The following is a 17640-nucleotide window of genomic DNA, read 5'->3' on the forward strand; positions in this document are numbered from 1 at the left end:
CGTGGCCTCTCACGGCTTGCCTACTGCGTACCGCAGTTCGTGACGACCTTCTGCTCTTCCTCCGAGAGAGTGGGGCCGGGGCTTGGCGTCGCAGTCGGTGTCGGGGAGGTGGAGGAGGACGGGGGCGGGGACTTGGTGGACGCCGAGGGATTCGGCGTCGGTGTCGCCTTGGACGTAAGGGAGGTACGGGTGGTTCCCGTGGTACCTCCGGCCTCGCCCTCGCCGGTCTTGGAGTTCTTGGCGCTCTCGGCGGCCTGCTGCTCGGACCGCTTCTGGCACGCGGAGGCCTGCAGGGCGAGCTCGTCGATCTTCGCCTGGGCGTCCTTCAGGCCGCCCTCGGTGATGGTCCCCTCGACGAGTTTGCGCTGGTACGGCGGCAGGTACTTGAGTTCGATCTCGGGGTGATCCTTCTCCACCTTCGAGAGCGAGACCCAGGCCAGGTCCTGGCTGATCCCGCGGTACAGGGCGACGTGTTCCTCGTTGGTGCCGACGTAGTACTGGGTCTGCGTCCAGCGCCAGCCGCCGTACAGGCCGCCGCCGATGACGGCGAGCGCGAGGGCCGAGTAGAAGGATCTCTTCAGCCACTTGCGGCCCTTGCGGGGCTTGACGAAGTCGTCGTCGGTGTAGTCGCCGAAGCTGCCCGCCGGGGCGTAGCCGGTGGTGTCGCCGGAGCCGGGCGGGCCGAACTCGCCGCCCCCGCCGCCCTGCCCGGGCACCTGGCGGCCGAGCCCGGAGGCGCGGCCCGCGGGGGTCTGCATGATGCCGTTGTCGTGCAGGTGGTGCTGCTGGTTCTCGGCGACCGCGCCGACCACGACCGGGGTGTCGGACAGCTGCCCGGCCAGGGTGTCGCCGGTGTCCAGGTCGAGGACGTCCGCGACGATCACGGTGATGTTGTCGGGGCCGCCGCCGCGCAGCGCGAGCTGGATGAGCTCCTGCACGGTCTCCTGGGGGCCCTGGTAGCTGGCGAGGGTGTCCTCGAGCGTCTGGTGGGAGACGACGCCGGAGAGGCCGTCGGAGCAGATCAAGTAGCGGTCGCCGGCGCGGACTTCACGGATGGAGAGGTCGGGCTCGACGTGTTCGCCGCTGCCCAACGCCCGCATCAGCAGGGAGCGTTGGGGGTGGGTGGTGGCTTCCTCTTCGGTGATGCGGCCCTCGTCGACCAGCCGCTGCACCCAGGTGTGGTCCTGCGTGATCTGGGTGAGGACGCCGTCGCGCAGCAGGTACGCGCGCGAGTCGCCGACGTGTACGAGGCCGAGGCGCTGCCCGGTCCACAGCAGGGCCGTGAGCGTCGTGCCCATGCCCTCCAGCTGGGGGTCCTCCTCGACCATGGCGCGCAGCTGGTCGTTGGCGCGCTGTACGGCCGTACCGAGGGAGGTGAGGATGTCGGAGCCGGGGATGTCGTCGTCGAGGGCGACGATGGTGGAGATCGCCTCGGAGGAGGCGACCTCGCCCGCGGCCGCGCCGCCCATGCCGTCGGCGATGGCGAGCAGGCGGGGACCGGCGTATCCGGAGTCCTCGTTGCCCTCCCGGATCATGCCTTTGTGCGATCCGGCGGCGAAGCGCAGTGACAGACTCATGCGCACCTCGCCCGTCGGCTCCGGGTACATCCGCACGGTGCCCACCCTCCGGTCGGGAGCGCGCCGGGGCCCGTGGTGTGGGCCACCGCTGCGTGCTCGCTCCGCTCGCTCATTGTCGTACTACTTCCGCAGCTCGATGACGGTCTTGCCGATGCGGATCGGCGCGCCCAGCGCAATCGGTGTGGGGGTCGTCAGCCGCGTTCGGTCGAGGTACGTGCCGTTGGTGGAGCCCAGGTCCTCGACGATCCACTGGCCGTCGCGGTCCGGGTAGATCCTGGCATGCCGGCTGGAGGCGTAGTCGTCGTCCAGCACGATCGTGCTGTCGTGTGCCCGGCCCAGGGTGATGGTCTGGGCCTGGAGTGCGACGGTGGTGCCGGTGAGGGTGCCCTCGGTCACAACCAGCTTGGAGGGGGCGTTACGGCGCTGGCGGCCGCCGCTCTGCTGGCCGCGCTGCTGCGGCGGCGCCGCCGCCTGCCGGGCGGCCTGCTGCTGCCGTCCGGCTTCTCGCCTGGCGCCGCGCTGGGTGACGCGCGTACCGAAGAGGTCGCTGCGGATGACCTGCACGGCCACGATCACGAACAGCCACAGTACGGCCAGGAAACCCAGCCGCATGACCGTGAGGGTCAGCTCTGACATTGCCCCCGCTTCACCCTTCGGCTTGCCGGTAAATGATGGTGCTGCTGCCCACGACGATCCGCGAGCCGTCGCGGAGCGTAGCGCGGGTGGTGTGCTGCCCGTCCACCACGATGCCGTTGGTGGACCCGAGATCCTGGATCGTCGAGGGCGTTCCGGTCCGGATCTCGCAGTGCCGGCGGGAGACGCCGGGGTCGTCGATCCGCACGTCGGCGTCGGTGCTGCGGCCCAGCACGAGCGTCGCACGGGAGATCTGATGGCGGGTGCCGTTGATCTCGATCCAGTAGCGGGTGCGGCCGCCGGCCGCGGGTGCGGCGGGAGGACGCTGGCCGCCCGCGGGCTGCGGGTAGCCGTAGCCGCCGGGGCGTCCGCCGGGCGGCGGCGCGGCCGGCATGGGCGGGGCGCCCGTGGGCGCGGCGGGCTGCGGATAGCCGTAGCCGCCCTGGGCGCCGCCGGGCCGCCCGGCCGGGGCGGCGGGTGCGGGGCCCTGCTGGCCCTGCTGGTTGGTGGAGCCGGCGAGCGTGCGGCTGCGGACGCGGTACAGGCCGGTGTCGAGGTCGTCGGCCTTCTCCAGGTGGACCTTGATCGGTCCCATGAAGGTGTAGCGCTGCTGCTTCGCGTAGTCGCGGACCATACCGGCGAGCTCGTCGCCGAGCTGGCCGGAGTAGGGGCTGAGCCGCTCGTAGTCCGGCGTGCTCAGCTCCACGATGAAGTCATTGGGGACGACCGTGCGGTCGCGGTTCCAGATGGTGGCGTTGTTGTCGCACTCGCGCTGGAGCGCTCCCGCGATCTCGACCGGCTGGACCTCGGACTTGAACACCTTGGCGAAGGTGCCGTTGACCAGACCTTCGAGACGCTGCTCGAACTTCTTCAGGACTCCCATGGGGCACCTCCTCCGTAGCCTGCTTCGTCCTGCATCCCGCTGGGCGGGCACTGCCTTACCTGGTACTGCTTACTGATCGTATCCACGCGCCGGTAAATCGGCTGGTTCCCCCTGTCGGCCCGGTCGACGGGTGTCGACGCCCTCGAAGTTCCCTTCGGAGCTCCCCTTCGAACTCCTCAAGGACACAGTCTTGCCATGGATCGTAGAGGGGGCCGCAGACCAGTGTCCCGCACCTGACTGTGGACCCCGACCCGCTCCTGGGGAGATGCCCAGGACCGGTACGAGGTTGATACGTGAACAGGTTCTCGTTGATACGGAGCGGAGGGCACCGCGGATCGGTCGCTGCCGGACGGCGGCCGGCGACTGCGCTGGTGGGCGCCTGAGCGGCGCGTGAGCGGCGCCTGAGCGGTGGCTGCACGGCGGCTGCCTGGGGATAAGGGATGTGAACCCACCCTGGCCGGCATGCTAATGTTCTCGGTGTCGGAAGGCGCCGGACCGCAAGGGAAGAGCCCGAGGACACACCCAATGCGCGGGTGGCGGAATAGGCAGACGCGCTGGATTCAGGTTCCAGTGCCCGCAAGGGCGTGGGGGTTCAACTCCCCCCTCGCGCACCACCGAAGAGGCGGCATCGTAGACACGATGCCGCCTCTTCTGTTGTGTTTTCTGTTGCGTTCGCCACGCTGTGCCGTGCTGCGGTGTCTTGGCGCCGTGACCTGTGATGAAGCTCTCAGGCCACGGCACGGGTCGGCACCGGTCGGCACCGGTCGGGGGCTCAGCCGGCCGCGATGACCGTGGCGAGGGTCACGGCGGCGGGCAGCGCCTGGGCGAAGAGGATGCGGCGGTTGGCGGTTGCCGCGCCGTAGACGCCGGCGACGACTATGCAGGACAGGAAGAAGATCTGGGCCCGGTGGCCGGTCGGGTCGTCGGCGATCAGACCCCAGACCAGGCCGGCGGCCAGGAAGCCGTTGTAGAGACCCTGGTTGGCAGCCAGCGGCGCGGTGGTGCGGGCCAGGTCGGCGTCGAACCCGGAGAAGCGGCGGCCGGGGCCGCGCTGCCACAGGAACATCTCCAGGACCAGGATGTAGACGTGCAGCAGCGCCATGAGGGCGACGAGGACCACTGAGATCGTGTGCATGCGGTGATTTTGCCGGTGGGGTGGGTCCGGCGGTGGGTCTCTCCGTCCTTTGGCCGGTCGGTCTTTCGGCCGAGGCGCCGGGTCCGCGGGCGGGGGACGGTGGCCGTTCGGGCGAAGCGGCGGCCGACTGACCGACGCGAGATTGGAGCCGGGCAGGCCGGGCAGCTCGGGCATCCCATGTGCGGTGGGACGTGCTGTTCTGGCTCGGCTGTGTCGCCTTCGCGCTGTCGCCGGTCCTGGTCACGGATCTCAGCCCGCACCGGGTCTGAGCGTCTGCGCCGCCGTCGGGTGCGCCGTCGCTGATGGTCGCTGGCGGGGGCGCGCAGTCGGAGGTGTACGTCGTCGAGCACTCGGGTGGCCTGCTGCTGGACTCCGGCAGCCCTTACGTGCCGCACTCGGTCGGCGTCGACGACTACAAGCCGTACCGGCCCGGCATGGCGCTGTTCGGGATGCCTCACGGGCTGTTCGGCGGTGCGCCGCTCGCGGACGCCCGGGGTTCGCGGCGTAACGGGGGTACGTCGGGGGCCGGGTCGGGGTCGGCGAGCTCAACAGGGGTGGCTGTGAGCGGGGTGTCGGTGCGGGGAGCCGACGGCTCCCGGTGAGGTGGGGTGGGGTGACGCGACTTCCCGGCACGCGCGCGTGGGGCCCGGCTGGCGCGAACGGGCTCCACGCGCGCGTGTGGTTCGGATCGCGAAGGCAGAGCCGCGCGCGAGCCGGGACGTCGACGCCGGTGACTGCCTACGCCGCGAGCAGCTGGGCCAGTCGCTTCGCCTTCGCGGTGGCCTCGTCGAGGGCACGCTCGCGGGAGGCCTCGAAGAGGGGGACCAGGTCGGCCATCTCCGGGTTGGCCGGGGCCATGGTGAGCTCCGGGACGATGAAGTCGAGGTCGGTGCCGAGGAAGTCGGCCAGGACGGCCGACAGATAGTTCTGCACGTACTCGTAGCCCTCGCGCGGCGTGCCCGGGCCGTACGCGCCGCCGCGGCTGGCGACGACGGTGACCGGGGTGCCCTTGACCGACTGGGCGTTGCCCGCGGTACGGCCGAACAGGACCACGTTGTCCAGCCATGCCTTCAGCGTCGACGGGATCGTCAGGTTGTACATCGGGGCGCCGATCAGCACGGCGTCCGCGCTCTCCAGCTCCTCGATCAGCTTCACGCGCTCGGCGAAGGCGGCGGCCTGCTCCGGGGTGTGCGTGGCCGGATCGGCGAAACCGGCGGTGTGGGCGTGAGCGGTGATGTGCGGCACGGGGTGCGCGGCGAGGTCGCGGTGGATCACCATGCCGTCGGGGTGCTGTTCCTGCCAGGTGCGGCGGAAGGCGTCGGTGATGGCGCGGGAGGACGAGGCATCGGCAGGGAAGACGGAGGAGTCGATGTGCAGGAGCGTTGCCATGGGGTCTCTCCAGAAGGAAGGAAAGGAAGGGAAGGAGGGAGGTAGGGGAGGGAGCGGCAGGGGAGGCAGGCGCGCGGGACGTACCTTCCCGCTGTGACTGAAACTTCGTACTCGACTATGAATAACACAGTCGCTTACTTTTTTTCACCCCCATACGGTAGAGCAGTACCCTGGACCCATGGCGACGGGTGAGCAGGATCACGACGTAGTGGAGTGCAAGCGGGTCGACGCGGGCATCGCACGCGTCTTCCAGCTGCTCGGAAAGCGCTGGACCGGCCCGATCGTGTCCGTCCTGACCGCGGGGCCCGCCCACTTCGTCGCCCTGCGCCGGGCGATCCCCGGCATCAGCGAGCGCATGCTCTCCGACCGGCTCACCGAACTGGCCGCAGCGGGACTTGTCGTGCGCGAGGTGTACGAAGGGCCGCCGCTGCGGGTCGTGTACCGGCTGACAGAGGCGGGCGCCGCGCTCAAGCCCGCGCTCTCCGAGCTCGGGGGATGGGCGGAGAAGTATCTGCCGGACGGGGAGCGGGCGGAGGGCTGTTGAGGCAGTCGCACCGAGGGGCTGCTGAGGCAGCCGGGCGGACGCCGCTGAGCTGCTGAGGGCGGTGCCCGGGGCTGCGCTTCGTGCGGTTTTCCACAGGCGCGGTTTTCCACAGGCATGGAGTTGTCCACAGGGTCTGACGCGTTTCCGGCCACCGGTTGTAACGTCGGCACGAGTTGATGTTCGTGTTGATGTTCTTGCGTGAGCGGGGGAGGCGGTCGCTATGACCGAGGTCGGTGCGGAGGCTGCGGCGGAGGCGGCAGCGGGGGCGGCAGCGGGGGCGGCGGGCTCGACGTCGGGGTCCGGGGCGCGGCCGGAGTCCGTGGTGCGCTCGGGAGCCACGGCGCGTCGGCTGCCCCGCGTGCGCGGCTTCGCCGAGTGGCCCGGCGGTGGGTCGCCCAAGGAGGAGGGGAAGGCGCTGCGCAGGCGGGTGCCGCGTTCCGAGCACGCGGTTCTCGACCTGGACGCCGCCCGCCCCGACGCAGTGGCCGCCGTCGAGGAGTCCAACCTCGGCCGGCTTCCCGAGCTCACGCCGATAAGGGTCGGCCGGATGGCGGCGACGCCCTTCGCCTTCCTGCGCGGCTCGGCGGGGCTCATGGCGTACGACCTCGCCCGCACCCCCATGACCCGGATCCGCGCCCAGATCTGCGGCGACGCGCACGCGGCGAACTTCGGCCTGTACGGCGACCCGCGCGGCGGCCTGGTCATCGATCTGAACGACTTCGACGAGACCCTGTACGGCCCCTGGGAGTGGGACCTCAAGCGGCTCGCCACCTCGCTGGTGCTCGCGGGCCGGGAGGCCGGCGCGGACGAGGACGCGTGCCGCAAGGCCGCGCACGACACGGTCGGTTCCTACCGGCGCACCATGCGCCTGCTGGCCAAGCTTCCGGTGCTGGACGCGTGGAACGCGATCGCGGACGAGGAGCTGGTCTCCCACACCGACGCCCATGACCTGCTCGGCACGCTGGAGCGGGTCGCGGAGAAGGCGCGGGCCAACACCAGCGGTCGCTTCGCGGCGAAGTCGACGGCGCCGACCGAGGACGGCGGCCGCAGCTTCGTCGACGCGCCGCCGGTGCTGCGCCGGGTCCCGGACGAGGAGGCGGCGGCCGTGGCGGCGTCGCTGGAGAGCTACGTCACGACGCTCTCCGAGGACCGACACCCCCTCCTCTCCCGCCACGCGGTGCACGACGTGGCGTTCCGAGTGGTCGGCACGGGCAGCGTGGGCACCCGCTCGTATGTCGTCCTGCTCCTGGACCACCGGGGCGAGCCGCTGGTCCTCCAGGTGAAGGAGGCCCGCCGCTCGGCCCTGGTCCCGCATCTGGTGACGGCCGGCTTCGAGGTGCCGGAGCCGGACCACGAGGGACGGCGCGTGGTCCTCGGCCAGAAGCGGATGCAGGTGGTCAGCGACATCCTGCTGGGCTGGACGACGGTCGACGGGCTCCCCTTCCAGGTACGCCAGTTCCGCAACAGAAAGGGCAGCGTCGACCCGGCCGCGCTGGCCACCGACCAGATAGACGACTACGCCCGCATGACCGGTGCCCTCCTGGCCCGCGCCCACTCCCACAGCGCCGACCCCCGCCTGATCTCCGGCTACTGCGGCAAGAACGAGGAATTGGACGAGTCGATCGCCACCTTCGCCGTCACCTACGCCGACCGCACGGAGGCGGACCACGCCGCGTTGCTGGAGGCGGTGCGGGCGGGGCGGATCGCGGCGGAGACGGGGGTGTGAGGGGCGGCGGTTCGTCCGGGGAGCGGGCTCGGTGAAGTACGTCGATCTCGCGGAGGACCAGGGAGAGGGCCGCACCACAGACGGGACCGGAGTATTCGAAGCGCCGGCCCCGCCGTGGCCTACGCTGGGCGGGTGATGACGCCGGAAGCTGAGCAGTCCCAGGCCGAGCCCGCTGGTGCGGGGGCGCCGGGCGGTGCCGAGGTGCCCGTCGGTGGAGCTGAGCAGGGTGGTGAGGCGCAGGTGACGGCCGAGGACGCGGCAGAGCGACCCGAGGAGCGGCTGGAGCGTGCCGTGCGGGCCGCCGAGCAGGCGCTGATCGAGTACGAGATCGCGGTGGAGACCTTCCGCGTCGAGGTGGACAACTTCTCCCGGCTGCACCACCAGAAGCTCGGCCCGATGTACGCCCGTCTCGACGAGCTGGACGCCCGGATCGCCGAGGCGGTCGCCGCCCGCACCGGCGACCCCGAGGACATCCGCAAGGCCGACGAGGCACGCGCCCGGGTGATGCCGATGCCCGGTGTCGAGGAGCTGTTCCACGGCTGGATGGACGGCGGTGGACTGTTCCCGGAGGCCGCGGCGATGCTCACGGACCAGCCGGTGCGGCCCCCGCAGCGGGTGCGCCCCAGCGACGAGGCCCGCAAGCTCTACCGCGAGCTGGCCCGCAAGGCCCACCCCGACCTCGCCCAGGAGGATGCGGAGCGGGCCAGGCGTGAGGAGTTCATCACCCGCGTCAACGCCGCCTACGCCCGCGGCGACGAGGTGCTGCTGCGGGAGCTGGCCGAGGAGTGGGCCGCGGGACCCGCGCCGAAGGAGCAGGGCCCGACCCCCAGCGAGGAGCTCTACGCCCGCCTCGAATGGCTCGCCCGGCGCAAGGAGCTGCTCACCCTGGTCGCCAAGGAACTGGAGGAGGGCGCGATCGGCGCGATGCTCCGCCTCGCCCCCGACGACCCCGACCGCCTCCTCGACGAGATCGCCGACCAGCTCCTGGCCCAGGTGGCGGAGCGGGAGGCGGAGCTGGCGGCACTGCTCGGGCAGGGGCCGCAAGCCTGACCTCGGGGGCGCGGGCTGCTCGACAAGCCACGACTGGACCCGCAGGCTCCCGACCCGACCGCGGACCCGCCCTCCCCCGCACGGGCCCCCGACCCACCCCACCCGTCAGGTAGCGTCAGTGACATGCATTTCGGATCAGGCGTACCCACCGTCGAGGTCAATGACCTCAAGGACGACGACTTCCTCCTCGACGTCCGCGAGGCCGACGAATGGCAGGCGGGCCACGCCGAAGGCGCACTGCACATTCCCATCAGCGAGTTCGTGGCCCGCTACGGCGAGCTGACCGAGGCCGCGCCGCAGGACGGCCGCGTCCATGTGATCTGCCGCTCCGGTGGCCGCTCGGCGCAGGTCGCGATGTACCTGGCCCAGCAGGGCGTCGACGCGGTGAACGTCGACGGTGGCATGCAGGTGTGGGCGGCGCTCGGACGTCCCGTGGTGAACGACGAGGGGCAGCCCGGCTTCGTCCTCTGAGGTCCGGCCATCGCTCCTGGAGCCTTTCAGCCGCCGGAGCCGGAGAGACCCGTCACCCCAGCGGATGCGCCGCCAGCAGATCTCCCAGCGCCTCCTCGTGTGCCGCCGCCGGGCCGAGCGCCAGCTCCAGGTGCTTGGCCCAGGCGTGGTACCGGTGCAGCGGATAGTCGACGTCGGCGCCGAAGCCGCCGTGCAGATGCTGTGCCGTCTGCACGACCCGGCGTACGCCCTCCGAGGCCCAGATCTTGGCCACGGCCACATCGCCGGAGGCGGGCAGCGCGCCCGATGCCCCCGAGGAGATGCGCCACGCGGCCTGCCACAGCGTGGTCTCCATCGCGCGCAGGTCGATGTAGCGGTCAGCGCACTGCACGGCGACCGCCTGGAACGTGGCGATGGGATGACCGAACTGCTCCCGCTTGCTCGCGTACTCGGACGTCATCCCCAGCACCCGCTCCCCCAGCCCGAGCGCCAGCGCACACGTCCCCGTGGCCAGCAGCTCCCGCAGCCACTCCCACGCCCCCTCGGCGTCGATGACGTACCGCTCCGCCGGCCGCACCGACTCCAGCCGCAGCTCGGCCAGCCGCTCCCCGCTGGTCGAGAACTGCTCGGCGAGCGAGACCCCCTGCGCGCCGGGCGGCACCAGCGCGAGGACGGTCCGATCGGCGGCCGTACGGGCCGGTACGACGACGAGATCGGCGTCGTAGGCCCAGGGCACCGCGGTCTGCACGCCGTCCAGCACCCACCCGGAACCGTCCTGCCGTGCCGTCACCGCGAGCTCGGCCGGGTCATGGCCGGTGCGGCCGTGCGCGGCGACCGTCAGCACGACCTCACCGCGCCCCGCCCGCGCCAGCAGCCCGGCCTTGAGTTCACGGCCGCCGTACGCCTGGACGGCGGCCGTCGCCGCGCTGCTCTCCAGCAGTGGCATCCGGGCCAGTACCTTCGCCGACTCACGCAGCACCAGGCACAGCGCGACGGGGTCGAGGCCCGCGCCGCCGTACTCCTCCGTGAGCAGCAGGCTCAGCAGGTCCGCGGCCGCGAGGCGGCCCCACAGCGGCCGGTCGAAGTCGTCGGCGACGGCGCCCGGGGTGAGCGCGGGAGAGGGCACCGCGTCAGGCGCGACCCCGGCGAACACCCCGCGCGCCGCCTCGGCCGCCGCCTGCTGCTCCTCGGTGAAGGTGAAGTCCACGGTCCCTGCCCTTCCACACGCACGGCGATCTGACGGTGCGTCAAGATAGAACAGGTTCTAGAAGAAGGGAATGCTCCGCGTACGGGCGCCGCGTGCGGCTCCGCGTGCGGCTCCGCGTGCGGGTTCCGCGAGGTCACGCAGAGTGCCCGTGCGGCCCCCTGGGGCCCCCGTATGGTGTGGGCAACGGCTGGCCGCCAGGGGCTGTGCCCGGCGCGTGGGCCTGAGTACCGTTCCCGTGCGAGCGCCGAGAAAAGCAGAGCGGAATCGGGAGACGGGGCACGATGGACGCGCACCACGCAGGCTCGGCCGCCCGGCACGGGCCGGACCAGGAGCCTCAGGACGCTCCGTCTGCCGTCGCGCCCCCCGCTGCCCCGCCGCTCCCCGAACCGGAACCGGAATCCCGCACGGGTGTGGCCGCCCTCTCACCGCGATACCAGGTCGGCGCCGCGCTCGCCCTCGCGGTCGTGGCCATCGCCGTCTGTGTCCATGTGGGGATGGTCTTTCTGCACGTCACCCCGCCGAACACGGTCACCAAACAGCACGGTCAGGCGATCGACGACTGGATATACCCGGAGTTCGAGCAGAACTGGAAGCTGTTCGCCCCCAACCCGCTCCAGCAGAACATCTCCGTACAGGTCCGTGCCCAGGTCAGCACGGCCGCCGGCGCGACGCGCACGACGGGCTGGTACGACCTGTCCGCCCAGGACGGCCGGGCCATCGACGGCAATCTCCTGCCAAGCCACACCCAGCAGAACGAGCTGCGCCGCGCCTGGGACTTCTTCGCCGCCACCCACGACGCCCAGAACCGCCCCGTCGGTCTGCGCGGCGCCCTGTCCGAGACCTATCTGCGGCACATAGTGCGGCTGCGCCTCGACCGGGTGGACGCGGCCGGCGCGGGCGGCGCCGTCGAACGCGTCCAGGTCCGCTCCCGCACCACGAACGTGCCCCCGCCGAAGTGGAGCGACGAGCAGATCTCGGACAAGGCCACCTACCGTGTGCTGCCCTGGTGGGGGATCCCTGAGGACGAGACCGCCGAAGCGGCCGGGACCGGCACGGGAGGCGCCCGGTGAACCGCCTCGCCCTCGCGATCTCCTCCGCCATCGCCCGCGTCACCGAGTCCGCCCTCGGCCCGTACCAGACGGCCGTCATCCGCATCGGCTTCACCGCGACCTGGCTGCTGTTCCTGCTGCGCGAGTTCCCGCATCGCCGGGAGCTGTACGGCCCCGACGGCCCCTGGAACTTCGACCTCGCCCAGCAGCTGATCGGGACGAACGGCTCCTTCACCGCGCTGATCTGGTCGAGTGGCGGGTTCTGGTTCGAGAGCGTCTACGCCTTCGCCGTCCTGACCAGCGTTCTGCTGCTGCTCGGCTGGCGCACTCGCACGATGTCCGTGCTGTTCATGGTCGGCGTGCTGTCGCTGCAGAACCGCTCCATCTTCATGGGCGACGGCGGCGACAACGTGCTGCACCTGATGTGCGTCTACCTCGTCTTCACGCGCTGCGGACAGGTCTGGTCGCTGGACGAGCGCCGGGCCCGGCTCGCGCGCGAGGCACGCGCGCGTGGCGAGCGCGTCGCGCCGGACCGGGTGGGCCCGGCCCTGTGGGGCGTGTTCGGGTTCGCGCTGGTCGCCGCGACCGCCGCGGGGCGGCTCGACGGCGACCTGACGGTGCCGGTGATCCTGTGGGGCGTCTGGCTGGCGCAGGCGGTGGGGTGGATCGTGGGCCGCCGCGCGCGGACCGCCGAGCCCCGCATCCTGCTGGACGTCATCGGCAACATCGTGCACAACGGCGCACTGCTGGTGATCATGGCCGAGGCGTGTCTGATCTACGCGACCGCCGGCTGGTACAAGATCCAGGGCTCCCGCTGGCAGGACGGCACCGCCGTCTACTACCCGCTGCACCTCGACTACTTCTCGCCCTGGCCCGCCCTCGCCGACCTGCTGTCCTCCAGCGGCACGATGGTGATGCTCATCACCTACGGCACGGTCATCGTGCAGGTCGCCTTCCCGTTCACGCTGTTCAACCGGCGAGTCAAGAACGCCCTCCTCGCCGCGATGATCACCGAGCACGCCATGATCGCGGTCGTCCTCGGGCTGCCGTTCTTCTCGCTGGCGATGATCGCGGCGGACGCGGTGTTCCTGCCGACGACGTTCCTGCGCCGCCTCGGCAGCTGGGCGGCACGCGCGCGTGGACGCCTGTCGCGTCTGGTCCCCAGCGGCGACGACCATGAGCCCCTCCCCGGACCGCGCACCCCGGAGAACCCCGAGCACGCGCACGTAGGCTTCACGGCATGACCGTGACCACCTGGAACCGGCTCGCCCAGAGCTCCGTCCTGCTCGACGGCTTCCATGCCTTGAAGCACGCCGTGCGCTTCGGAGCCGAGGTCCCGGTCGCGGTCGCCGTCGACCGGGAGGCCGCCCTGGCCCTCGCCGAGGAGCTGGCACCGGACGTGCGGGACGCCCTGGCCGCGCTCCTGACGGAGGTCCCGGAGTCGACGTACACGTCCCTGGTGCCGCGCCCGCATCCCACCGCGGTGGCCGCCCTGGCCGTACGACCGTCCCGCGCCACCAACCTGGAGAAGCTGGCGCACACCCCCCGCACCGCCCCCGTGGTGGTACTCGACAACCCCCGCAACCTGGGCAACGCGGGCGCCGTGATCCGCCTGGCCGCCGGCTTCGGCGCGACCGGCGTGGTCACGACCGGCACCCTCGACCCCTGGCATCCGACGGTCGTACGCGGCGGGGCGGGCCTGCACTTCGCGACGGCGGTGGAGCGGCTGGCCGTGGATGAGCTGCCACCCGGGCCGGTCTTCGCCCTGGACCCGGAGGGCGACGACATCCGGGGGATCAAGCTCCCGGATGACGCCGTCCTCGCCTTCGGATCGGAGCGAAGCGGCCTGTCGGCCGAACTACGCGCGCGTGCCGACCACTTGGTGGCTCTGCCCATGCGTCCGCAGGTCTCCAGCTACAACCTCGCCACCAGTGTGGCGATGACGCTGTACCACTGGAGCCTCAGCGGCCTTTAGGCCTCCCGGCGCACCTCGACGACCCGGAACCGGTTCGCGACGAACGCCCCGTCGGTGAGTGCCGAGTTGGCCGCCGGGTTGCCACCGGACCCGTGGAAGTCGGAGAACGCGGCCGTCTGGTTGACGTAGACCCCGCCCGTGAGGTTCAGCGACAACTGGGCCGCCTCCTCCAGGCACACCTCCTGGATCGAGGCCTCGACCTCCTCGTCGGTGGTGTACGCCCCGACGGTCATCGCGCCCTTCTCCCGCACGGTCCGGCGCAGCAACTCCACCGCATCGGCGGCCGAGTCGACCGCCACGGCGAACGAGACGGGCCCGAAGCACTCGCTCATGTACGCGGCCTCGTCGTCCGGCTTGGCCCCGTCGAGCTTGACGATCACGGGCGTGCGCACGACCGCGTCAGGGAACTCGGGGTTCGCGATCTCGCGGGAGGCGAGGGCGACCTCTCCGAGGCCGGCGGCGGCCTCCAGGCGGGCCTTGACGTCGGGGTTGACGATCGCGCCGAGCAGCGCGTTCGCGCGGGCGTCGTCGCCGAGGAGGCCGTCGACCGCGCGGGCGAGGTCGGCGACGACCTCGTCGAAGGTCCTGGGACCCTCCTCGGTGCGGATGCCGTCGCGCGGGATGAGCAGGTTCTGCGGGGTGGTGCACATCTGGCCGCTGTACAGGGACAGCGAGAAGGCCAGGTTGGACAGCATCCCCTTGTAGTCGGCGGTGGAGTCGACGATCACCGTGTTGACGCCGGCCTTCTCCGTGTAGACCTGCGCCTGGCGGGCGTTGGCCTCCAGCCAGTCGCCGAACACGGTGGAACCGGTGTAGTCGATGATCCTGATCTCGGGGCGGGTGGCCAGCGCCTTGGCGATGCCCTCGCCAGGCCGCTCGGCGGCCAGCGCGACCAGGTTCGGGTCGAAGCCCGCCTCGGCGAGCACCTCGCGCGCGACCTGCACGGTGAGCGCGAGCGGCAGCACCGCGCGCGGGTGGGGCTTGACCAGGACCGCGTTGCCGGTGGCGAGGGAGGCGAACAGGCCCGGGTAGCCGTTCCAGGTCGGGAAGGTGTTGCAGCCGATGACCAGGGCGATACCGCGCGGGACCGGCGTGAACTGCTTGTTCAGCGCCAGCGGGTCGCGCTTGCCCTGCGGCTTGGTCCACTCCGCGGTGTCGGGGGTGCGGACCTGCTCGACGTAGGCGTACGCGACCGCCTCCAGACCGCGGTCCTGTGCGTGCGGCCCGCCCGCCTGGAAGGCCATCATGAAGGCCTGGCCGGAGGTGTGCATGACCGCGTGCGCGAACTCGTGCGTCCGGTCGCTGATCCGCTTGAGGATCTCCACGCACACCACCGCGCGCATCTCCGCGCCCGCGTCCCGCCACGCGCGCCGGCCGGCCTTCATGGCGGGCAGCAGCGTGTCGATGTCCGCGTGCGGGTACTCGACGCCCAACTCGATGCCGTACGGCGACACTTCGCCGCCCACCCAGTCGTCGGTGCCGGGCTGGCCGAGGTCGAGGCGGCCTCCGAGGAGGGCGTCGAAGGCGGCCTTGCCCGCCGCCGCGTCCAGACTGCCGTTCTCACCGTAGGCCTTGGGGTGCTCGGGGTGCGGCGACCAGTACGCGCGCGTGCGGATGGCCTCCAGCGCCTGGTCGAGGGTGGGCCGGTGCTTGGCGATCAGCTCGTGGGTGGTCAGTTCGGCGGCCATGCGAGACCAACTCCTCGTTTCCAGAGCTCTTCGTCGAGCTCATGACCTGGGCAGAAACATGGGCAGAAACAGCCAGTCAGAGTTAGAGTAACCGAACGATCGGTCGGTTCAAGGGGGTCCGCCGCATCTGTGGAAAACCCCGTGCGGGAGGATCGCGCCCATGACAGCTCTCGACCTCAGCAGCCCCGTGGCCGTCGTCGGCACCGGCACCATGGGCCAGGGCATCGCCCAGGTCGCGTTGGTCGCCGGCCATCCCGTACGGCTGTACGACACCGTTCCCGGGCGGGCCCAGGACGCGGCCGACGCGATCGGCGCACGCCTCGACCGGCTCGTCGAGAAGGACCGCCTCACCGCGGCCGACCGTGACGCGGCCCGCGCCCGGCTGCTGCCCGCCGAGTCCCTCGCGGAGCTCGCGGACTGCGCCCTGGTCGTGGAGGCCGTCCTGGAGCGCCTCGACGTCAAGCAGGAGCTGTTCCGCGAGCTGGAGGGCGTCGTCGACGAGGACTGCCTGCTCGCCACCAACACCTCGTCCCTGTCCGTCACGGCCATCGGCGGCGCCCTGGCCGGTCCCGGCCGCTTCGTCGGCCTGCACTTCTTCAACCCCGCGCCGCTGCTGCCGCTGGTCGAGGTCGTCTCCGGGTTCGCCACCGACGTCACGTCGGCCACGCGCGCGTACGAGACGGCACGCGCCTGGGGCAAGACGCCGGTCGCCTGCGCCGACACCCCCGGCTTCATCGTCAACCGCATCGCCCGGCCCTTCTACGCGGAGGCCTTCGCGGTCTACGAGGCGCAGGGTGCCGATCCGGCCACCATCGACGCGGTGCTGCGCGAGTGCGGTGGTTTCAGAATGGGCGCGTTCGAGCTCACCGACCTGATCGGGCAGGACGTCAACGAGTCCGTCACGCGGTCCGTGTGGCAGTCCTTCTTCCAGGACGTGCGCTTCACGCCCTCGCTGGCCCAGCGGCGCCTGGTCGAGTCCGGGCGCCTCGGCCGTAAGAGCGGACACGGCTGGTACGACTACTCCGACGGGACCGGGGCCGCCGAGCGGGACGAGCCGCACACCGCGGAGAAGGCCCCGCAGCCCGCCTACGTCGTCGCCGAGGGCGACCTGGGCCCCGCCGCCGAGCTGCTCGCGCTGATCCGCGAGGCGGGCATTCCGGTGCGCGAGGAGGAAGAGGACCACGGCACCCGTCTGGTGCTGCCCAGCGGCGGTCAGCTGGCGCTCGCCGACGGCCAGACGTCGGTGGAGTTCCGGGACGTCGTCTACTTCGATCTCGCCCTCGACTACCGCCGGGCCACCCGGATCGCCCTGTCCGCCTCCCAGGACACCGCCTCGCAGACCCTCGCCGAGGCCATCGGGCTCTTCCAGGCGCTCGGCAAGGCCGTCAGCGTCATCGGAGACGTCCCCGGCATGATCGTCGCCCGCACGGTCGCCCGGGTCGTCGACCTGGCGCACGATGCCGTCGCCAAGGGCGTGGCCACCGAGGAGGACATCGACACCGCGATGCGGCTCGGCGTGAACTACCCCATGGGGCCCTTCGAATGGAGCCGCAAGCTCGGCCGCGGCTGGGCGTACGACGTCCTGGACGAGCTGCACGTACGCGAGCCGTCCGGTCGCTACGCTCCGTCCCTCGCGCTGTACCGCCACGCGTACGCCTCCGACAAGCGGGAGGGCAGCACCTCATGACCACCGCCAAGCGCGACACGTACACCCCGGAGACACTGCTCTCCGTCGCCGTGCGGGTCTTCAACGAGCGCGGTTACGACGGCACCTCCATGGAGCACCTCTCCAAGGCGGCCGGTATCTCCAAGTCGTCGATCTACCACCACGTCACGGGCAAGGAGGAGCTGCTGCGCCGAGCCGTCAGCCGGGCGCTCGACGGGCTCTTCGGGATCCTCGACGAGGAGCACGCGCGCGTGGGGCACGCCGCCGACCGGCTGGAGTACGTCGTACGCCGCATGGTCGAGGTGCTCATATCCGAGCTGCCGTACGTCACGCTGCTGCTGCGCGTGCGCGGCAACACCGGCACCGAGCGCTGGGCCCTGGAACGGCGCCGCGACTTCGACCACCAGGTCGCTGAGCTCCTCAAGGCGGCCGCCGCGGACGGCGAGGTACGCGCCGACGTGGAGGTACGGCTCGCGACCCGGCTCGTCTTCGGCATGGTCAACTCGATCGTGGAGTGGTACCGCCCCGACGGCCGGGGCATGAACGAACGCGAGGTGGCCGACACGGTGGTGCGGCTGGTCTTCGGGGGGTTGCGGCAGGCGGGCTGACCGCCTGCTGCCAGGGTGGTCTGAGTACGCGCGCGTGGACGGATGAGTCCGCCGTCCGAT

At 71.5% G+C, this 17640-nt stretch carries 17 protein-coding genes and 1 tRNA gene; 11 read left to right on the forward strand and 7 right to left on the reverse strand.

Features of this window, described 5'->3' with window-relative positions:
• Positions 1 to 20 precede the first annotated feature (20 nt).
• The 3 genes from ACZ7NC_RS30765 to ACZ7NC_RS30775 all read right to left on the reverse strand — a co-directional run bounded on the left by ACZ7NC_RS30765 (position 21) and on the right by ACZ7NC_RS30775 (position 3093).
• Positions 21 to 1607 carry a Stp1/IreP family PP2C-type Ser/Thr phosphatase gene (locus tag ACZ7NC_RS30765; protein ID WP_471492793.1) on the reverse strand — a complete coding sequence of 529 codons (1587 nt, stop codon included), beginning with the start codon at positions 1605 to 1607 and terminating at the stop codon, positions 21 to 23.
• Between the two features lie 90 nt (positions 1608 to 1697).
• Positions 1698 to 2213, reverse strand: a complete 516-nt coding sequence (locus tag ACZ7NC_RS30770; protein WP_471492762.1) for an FHA domain-containing protein FhaB/FipA — start codon at positions 2211 to 2213, stop codon at positions 1698 to 1700.
• 10 nt (positions 2214 to 2223) lie between these two features.
• Positions 2224 to 3093 (reverse strand): FhaA domain-containing protein, encoded by an 870-nt coding sequence (locus ACZ7NC_RS30775; protein WP_471492763.1) that lies wholly within the window; start codon positions 3091 to 3093, stop codon positions 2224 to 2226.
• A 527-nt stretch (positions 3094 to 3620) separates the two neighbouring features.
• Between ACZ7NC_RS30775 and ACZ7NC_RS30780 the strand changes: the two genes are divergently transcribed.
• Positions 3621 to 3707, forward strand: a tRNA-Leu gene (locus tag ACZ7NC_RS30780).
• A gap of 158 nt (positions 3708 to 3865) precedes the next feature.
• Here the strand turns inward: ACZ7NC_RS30780 and ACZ7NC_RS30785 are convergent.
• Positions 3866 to 4228, reverse strand: a complete 363-nt coding sequence (locus ACZ7NC_RS30785; RefSeq protein ID WP_471492764.1) for a DUF1304 domain-containing protein — start codon at positions 4226 to 4228, stop codon at positions 3866 to 3868.
• A 302-nt stretch (positions 4229 to 4530) separates the two neighbouring features.
• Between ACZ7NC_RS30785 and ACZ7NC_RS30790 the strand changes: the two genes are divergently transcribed.
• Positions 4531 to 4830: a hypothetical protein gene (locus ACZ7NC_RS30790; RefSeq protein WP_471492765.1), complete on the forward strand. Its 300-nt coding sequence runs from the start codon at positions 4531 to 4533 to the stop codon at positions 4828 to 4830.
• Positions 4831 to 4966: 136 nt separating this feature from the next.
• Here the strand turns inward: ACZ7NC_RS30790 and ACZ7NC_RS30795 are convergent, their stop codons facing one another.
• A complete protein-coding gene (locus tag ACZ7NC_RS30795) occupies positions 4967 to 5617 on the reverse strand; it encodes an FMN-dependent NADH-azoreductase (protein WP_471492766.1) in 651 nt (216 codons plus the stop codon).
• A gap of 178 nt (positions 5618 to 5795) precedes the next feature.
• Here ACZ7NC_RS30795 and ACZ7NC_RS30800 point away from each other — a divergent pair, with 178 nt between their 5' ends.
• The 4 genes from ACZ7NC_RS30800 (at position 5796) to ACZ7NC_RS30815 (ending at position 9408) form a co-directional block, all read left to right on the forward strand.
• Entirely contained in the window at positions 5796 to 6161 is a 366-nt protein-coding gene (locus tag ACZ7NC_RS30800; RefSeq protein ID WP_471492767.1) for a winged helix-turn-helix transcriptional regulator, read from the forward strand.
• A gap of 220 nt (positions 6162 to 6381) precedes the next feature.
• A complete protein-coding gene (locus ACZ7NC_RS30805) occupies positions 6382 to 7887 on the forward strand; it encodes a DUF2252 domain-containing protein (RefSeq protein WP_471492768.1) in 1506 nt (501 codons plus the stop codon).
• Between the two features lie 132 nt (positions 7888 to 8019).
• Positions 8020 to 8937, forward strand: coding sequence for a J domain-containing protein (locus tag ACZ7NC_RS30810; RefSeq protein ID WP_471492769.1), 918 nt, complete (start codon positions 8020 to 8022; stop codon positions 8935 to 8937).
• A 123-nt stretch (positions 8938 to 9060) separates the two neighbouring features.
• On the forward strand, positions 9061 to 9408 hold the full coding sequence (locus tag ACZ7NC_RS30815) for a rhodanese-like domain-containing protein (RefSeq protein WP_471492770.1): 348 nt from the start codon (positions 9061 to 9063) through the stop codon (positions 9406 to 9408).
• Positions 9409 to 9460: 52 nt separating this feature from the next.
• Here the strand turns inward: ACZ7NC_RS30815 and ACZ7NC_RS30820 are convergent, their stop codons facing one another.
• Positions 9461 to 10594, reverse strand: coding sequence for an acyl-CoA dehydrogenase family protein (locus tag ACZ7NC_RS30820; protein WP_471492771.1), 1134 nt, complete (start codon positions 10592 to 10594; stop codon positions 9461 to 9463).
• A gap of 281 nt (positions 10595 to 10875) precedes the next feature.
• On the opposite strand from ACZ7NC_RS30820, the gene ACZ7NC_RS30825 reads away from it, so the two are divergent.
• From ACZ7NC_RS30825 to ACZ7NC_RS30835, 3 genes are read left to right on the forward strand one after another with little or no spacing between them, the layout of a single operon-like run.
• Complete coding sequence (locus tag ACZ7NC_RS30825) at positions 10876 to 11664, forward strand: DUF5819 family protein (RefSeq protein WP_471492772.1); 789 nt, start codon at positions 10876 to 10878, stop codon at positions 11662 to 11664.
• Positions 11661 to 12887, forward strand: coding sequence for an HTTM domain-containing protein (locus ACZ7NC_RS30830; RefSeq protein WP_471492773.1), 1227 nt, complete (start codon positions 11661 to 11663; stop codon positions 12885 to 12887). Before ACZ7NC_RS30825 ends, ACZ7NC_RS30830 begins: the two co-directional genes overlap by 4 nt.
• On the forward strand, positions 12884 to 13618 hold the full coding sequence (locus tag ACZ7NC_RS30835) for a TrmH family RNA methyltransferase (RefSeq protein ID WP_471492774.1): 735 nt from the start codon (positions 12884 to 12886) through the stop codon (positions 13616 to 13618). Before ACZ7NC_RS30830 ends, ACZ7NC_RS30835 begins: the two co-directional genes overlap by 4 nt.
• Here ACZ7NC_RS30835 and paaN read toward each other — a convergent pair.
• Positions 13615 to 15306 (reverse strand): phenylacetic acid degradation protein PaaN, encoded by a 1692-nt coding sequence (paaN, locus tag ACZ7NC_RS30840; protein WP_471492775.1) that lies wholly within the window; start codon positions 15304 to 15306, stop codon positions 13615 to 13617. The genes ACZ7NC_RS30835 and paaN overlap by 4 nt on opposite strands.
• A gap of 160 nt (positions 15307 to 15466) precedes the next feature.
• On the opposite strand from paaN, the gene ACZ7NC_RS30845 reads away from it, so the two are divergent.
• Together ACZ7NC_RS30845 and ACZ7NC_RS30850 are read left to right on the forward strand one after the other, a co-directional pair.
• Positions 15467 to 16993 (forward strand): 3-hydroxyacyl-CoA dehydrogenase, encoded by a 1527-nt coding sequence (locus tag ACZ7NC_RS30845; RefSeq protein ID WP_471492776.1) that lies wholly within the window; start codon positions 15467 to 15469, stop codon positions 16991 to 16993.
• Positions 16990 to 17580 carry a TetR/AcrR family transcriptional regulator gene (locus ACZ7NC_RS30850; protein ID WP_471492777.1) on the forward strand — a complete coding sequence of 197 codons (591 nt, stop codon included), beginning with the start codon at positions 16990 to 16992 and terminating at the stop codon, positions 17578 to 17580. The genes ACZ7NC_RS30845 and ACZ7NC_RS30850 overlap by 4 nt, the downstream gene beginning before the upstream one ends.
• The last annotated feature ends 60 nt before the right edge of the window (positions 17581 to 17640 follow it).

The organism is Streptomyces sp. NPDC111802 (genome assembly GCF_055634335.1).

Coding starts and splice junctions, on each gene's coding strand:
- ACZ7NC_RS30775 (WP_471492763.1), bottom strand. CDS start 3,093: ATGGGAGTCCTGAAGAAGTTCGAGCAGCGTCTCGAAGGTCTGGTCAAC.
- ACZ7NC_RS30770 (WP_471492762.1), bottom strand. CDS start 2,213: ATGTCAGAGCTGACCCTCACGGTCATGCGGCTGGGTTTCCTGGCCGTA.
- ACZ7NC_RS30805 (WP_471492768.1), top strand. CDS start 6,382: ATGACCGAGGTCGGTGCGGAGGCTGCGGCGGAGGCGGCAGCGGGGGCG.
- ACZ7NC_RS30800 (WP_471492767.1), top strand. CDS start 5,796: ATGGCGACGGGTGAGCAGGATCACGACGTAGTGGAGTGCAAGCGGGTC.
- ACZ7NC_RS30790 (WP_471492765.1), top strand. CDS start 4,531: ATGGTCGCTGGCGGGGGCGCGCAGTCGGAGGTGTACGTCGTCGAGCAC.
- ACZ7NC_RS30825 (WP_471492772.1), top strand. CDS start 10,876: ATGGACGCGCACCACGCAGGCTCGGCCGCCCGGCACGGGCCGGACCAG.
- ACZ7NC_RS30765 (WP_471492793.1), bottom strand. CDS start 1,607: ATGTACCCGGAGCCGACGGGCGAGGTGCGCATGAGTCTGTCACTGCGC.
- ACZ7NC_RS30785 (WP_471492764.1), bottom strand. CDS start 4,228: ATGCACACGATCTCAGTGGTCCTCGTCGCCCTCATGGCGCTGCTGCAC.
- ACZ7NC_RS30815 (WP_471492770.1), top strand. CDS start 9,061: ATGCATTTCGGATCAGGCGTACCCACCGTCGAGGTCAATGACCTCAAG.
- ACZ7NC_RS30835 (WP_471492774.1), top strand. CDS start 12,884: ATGACCGTGACCACCTGGAACCGGCTCGCCCAGAGCTCCGTCCTGCTC.
- ACZ7NC_RS30795 (WP_471492766.1), bottom strand. CDS start 5,617: ATGGCAACGCTCCTGCACATCGACTCCTCCGTCTTCCCTGCCGATGCC.
- paaN (WP_471492775.1), bottom strand. CDS start 15,306: ATGGCCGCCGAACTGACCACCCACGAGCTGATCGCCAAGCACCGGCCC.
- ACZ7NC_RS30845 (WP_471492776.1), top strand. CDS start 15,467: ATGACAGCTCTCGACCTCAGCAGCCCCGTGGCCGTCGTCGGCACCGGC.
- ACZ7NC_RS30850 (WP_471492777.1), top strand. CDS start 16,990: ATGACCACCGCCAAGCGCGACACGTACACCCCGGAGACACTGCTCTCC.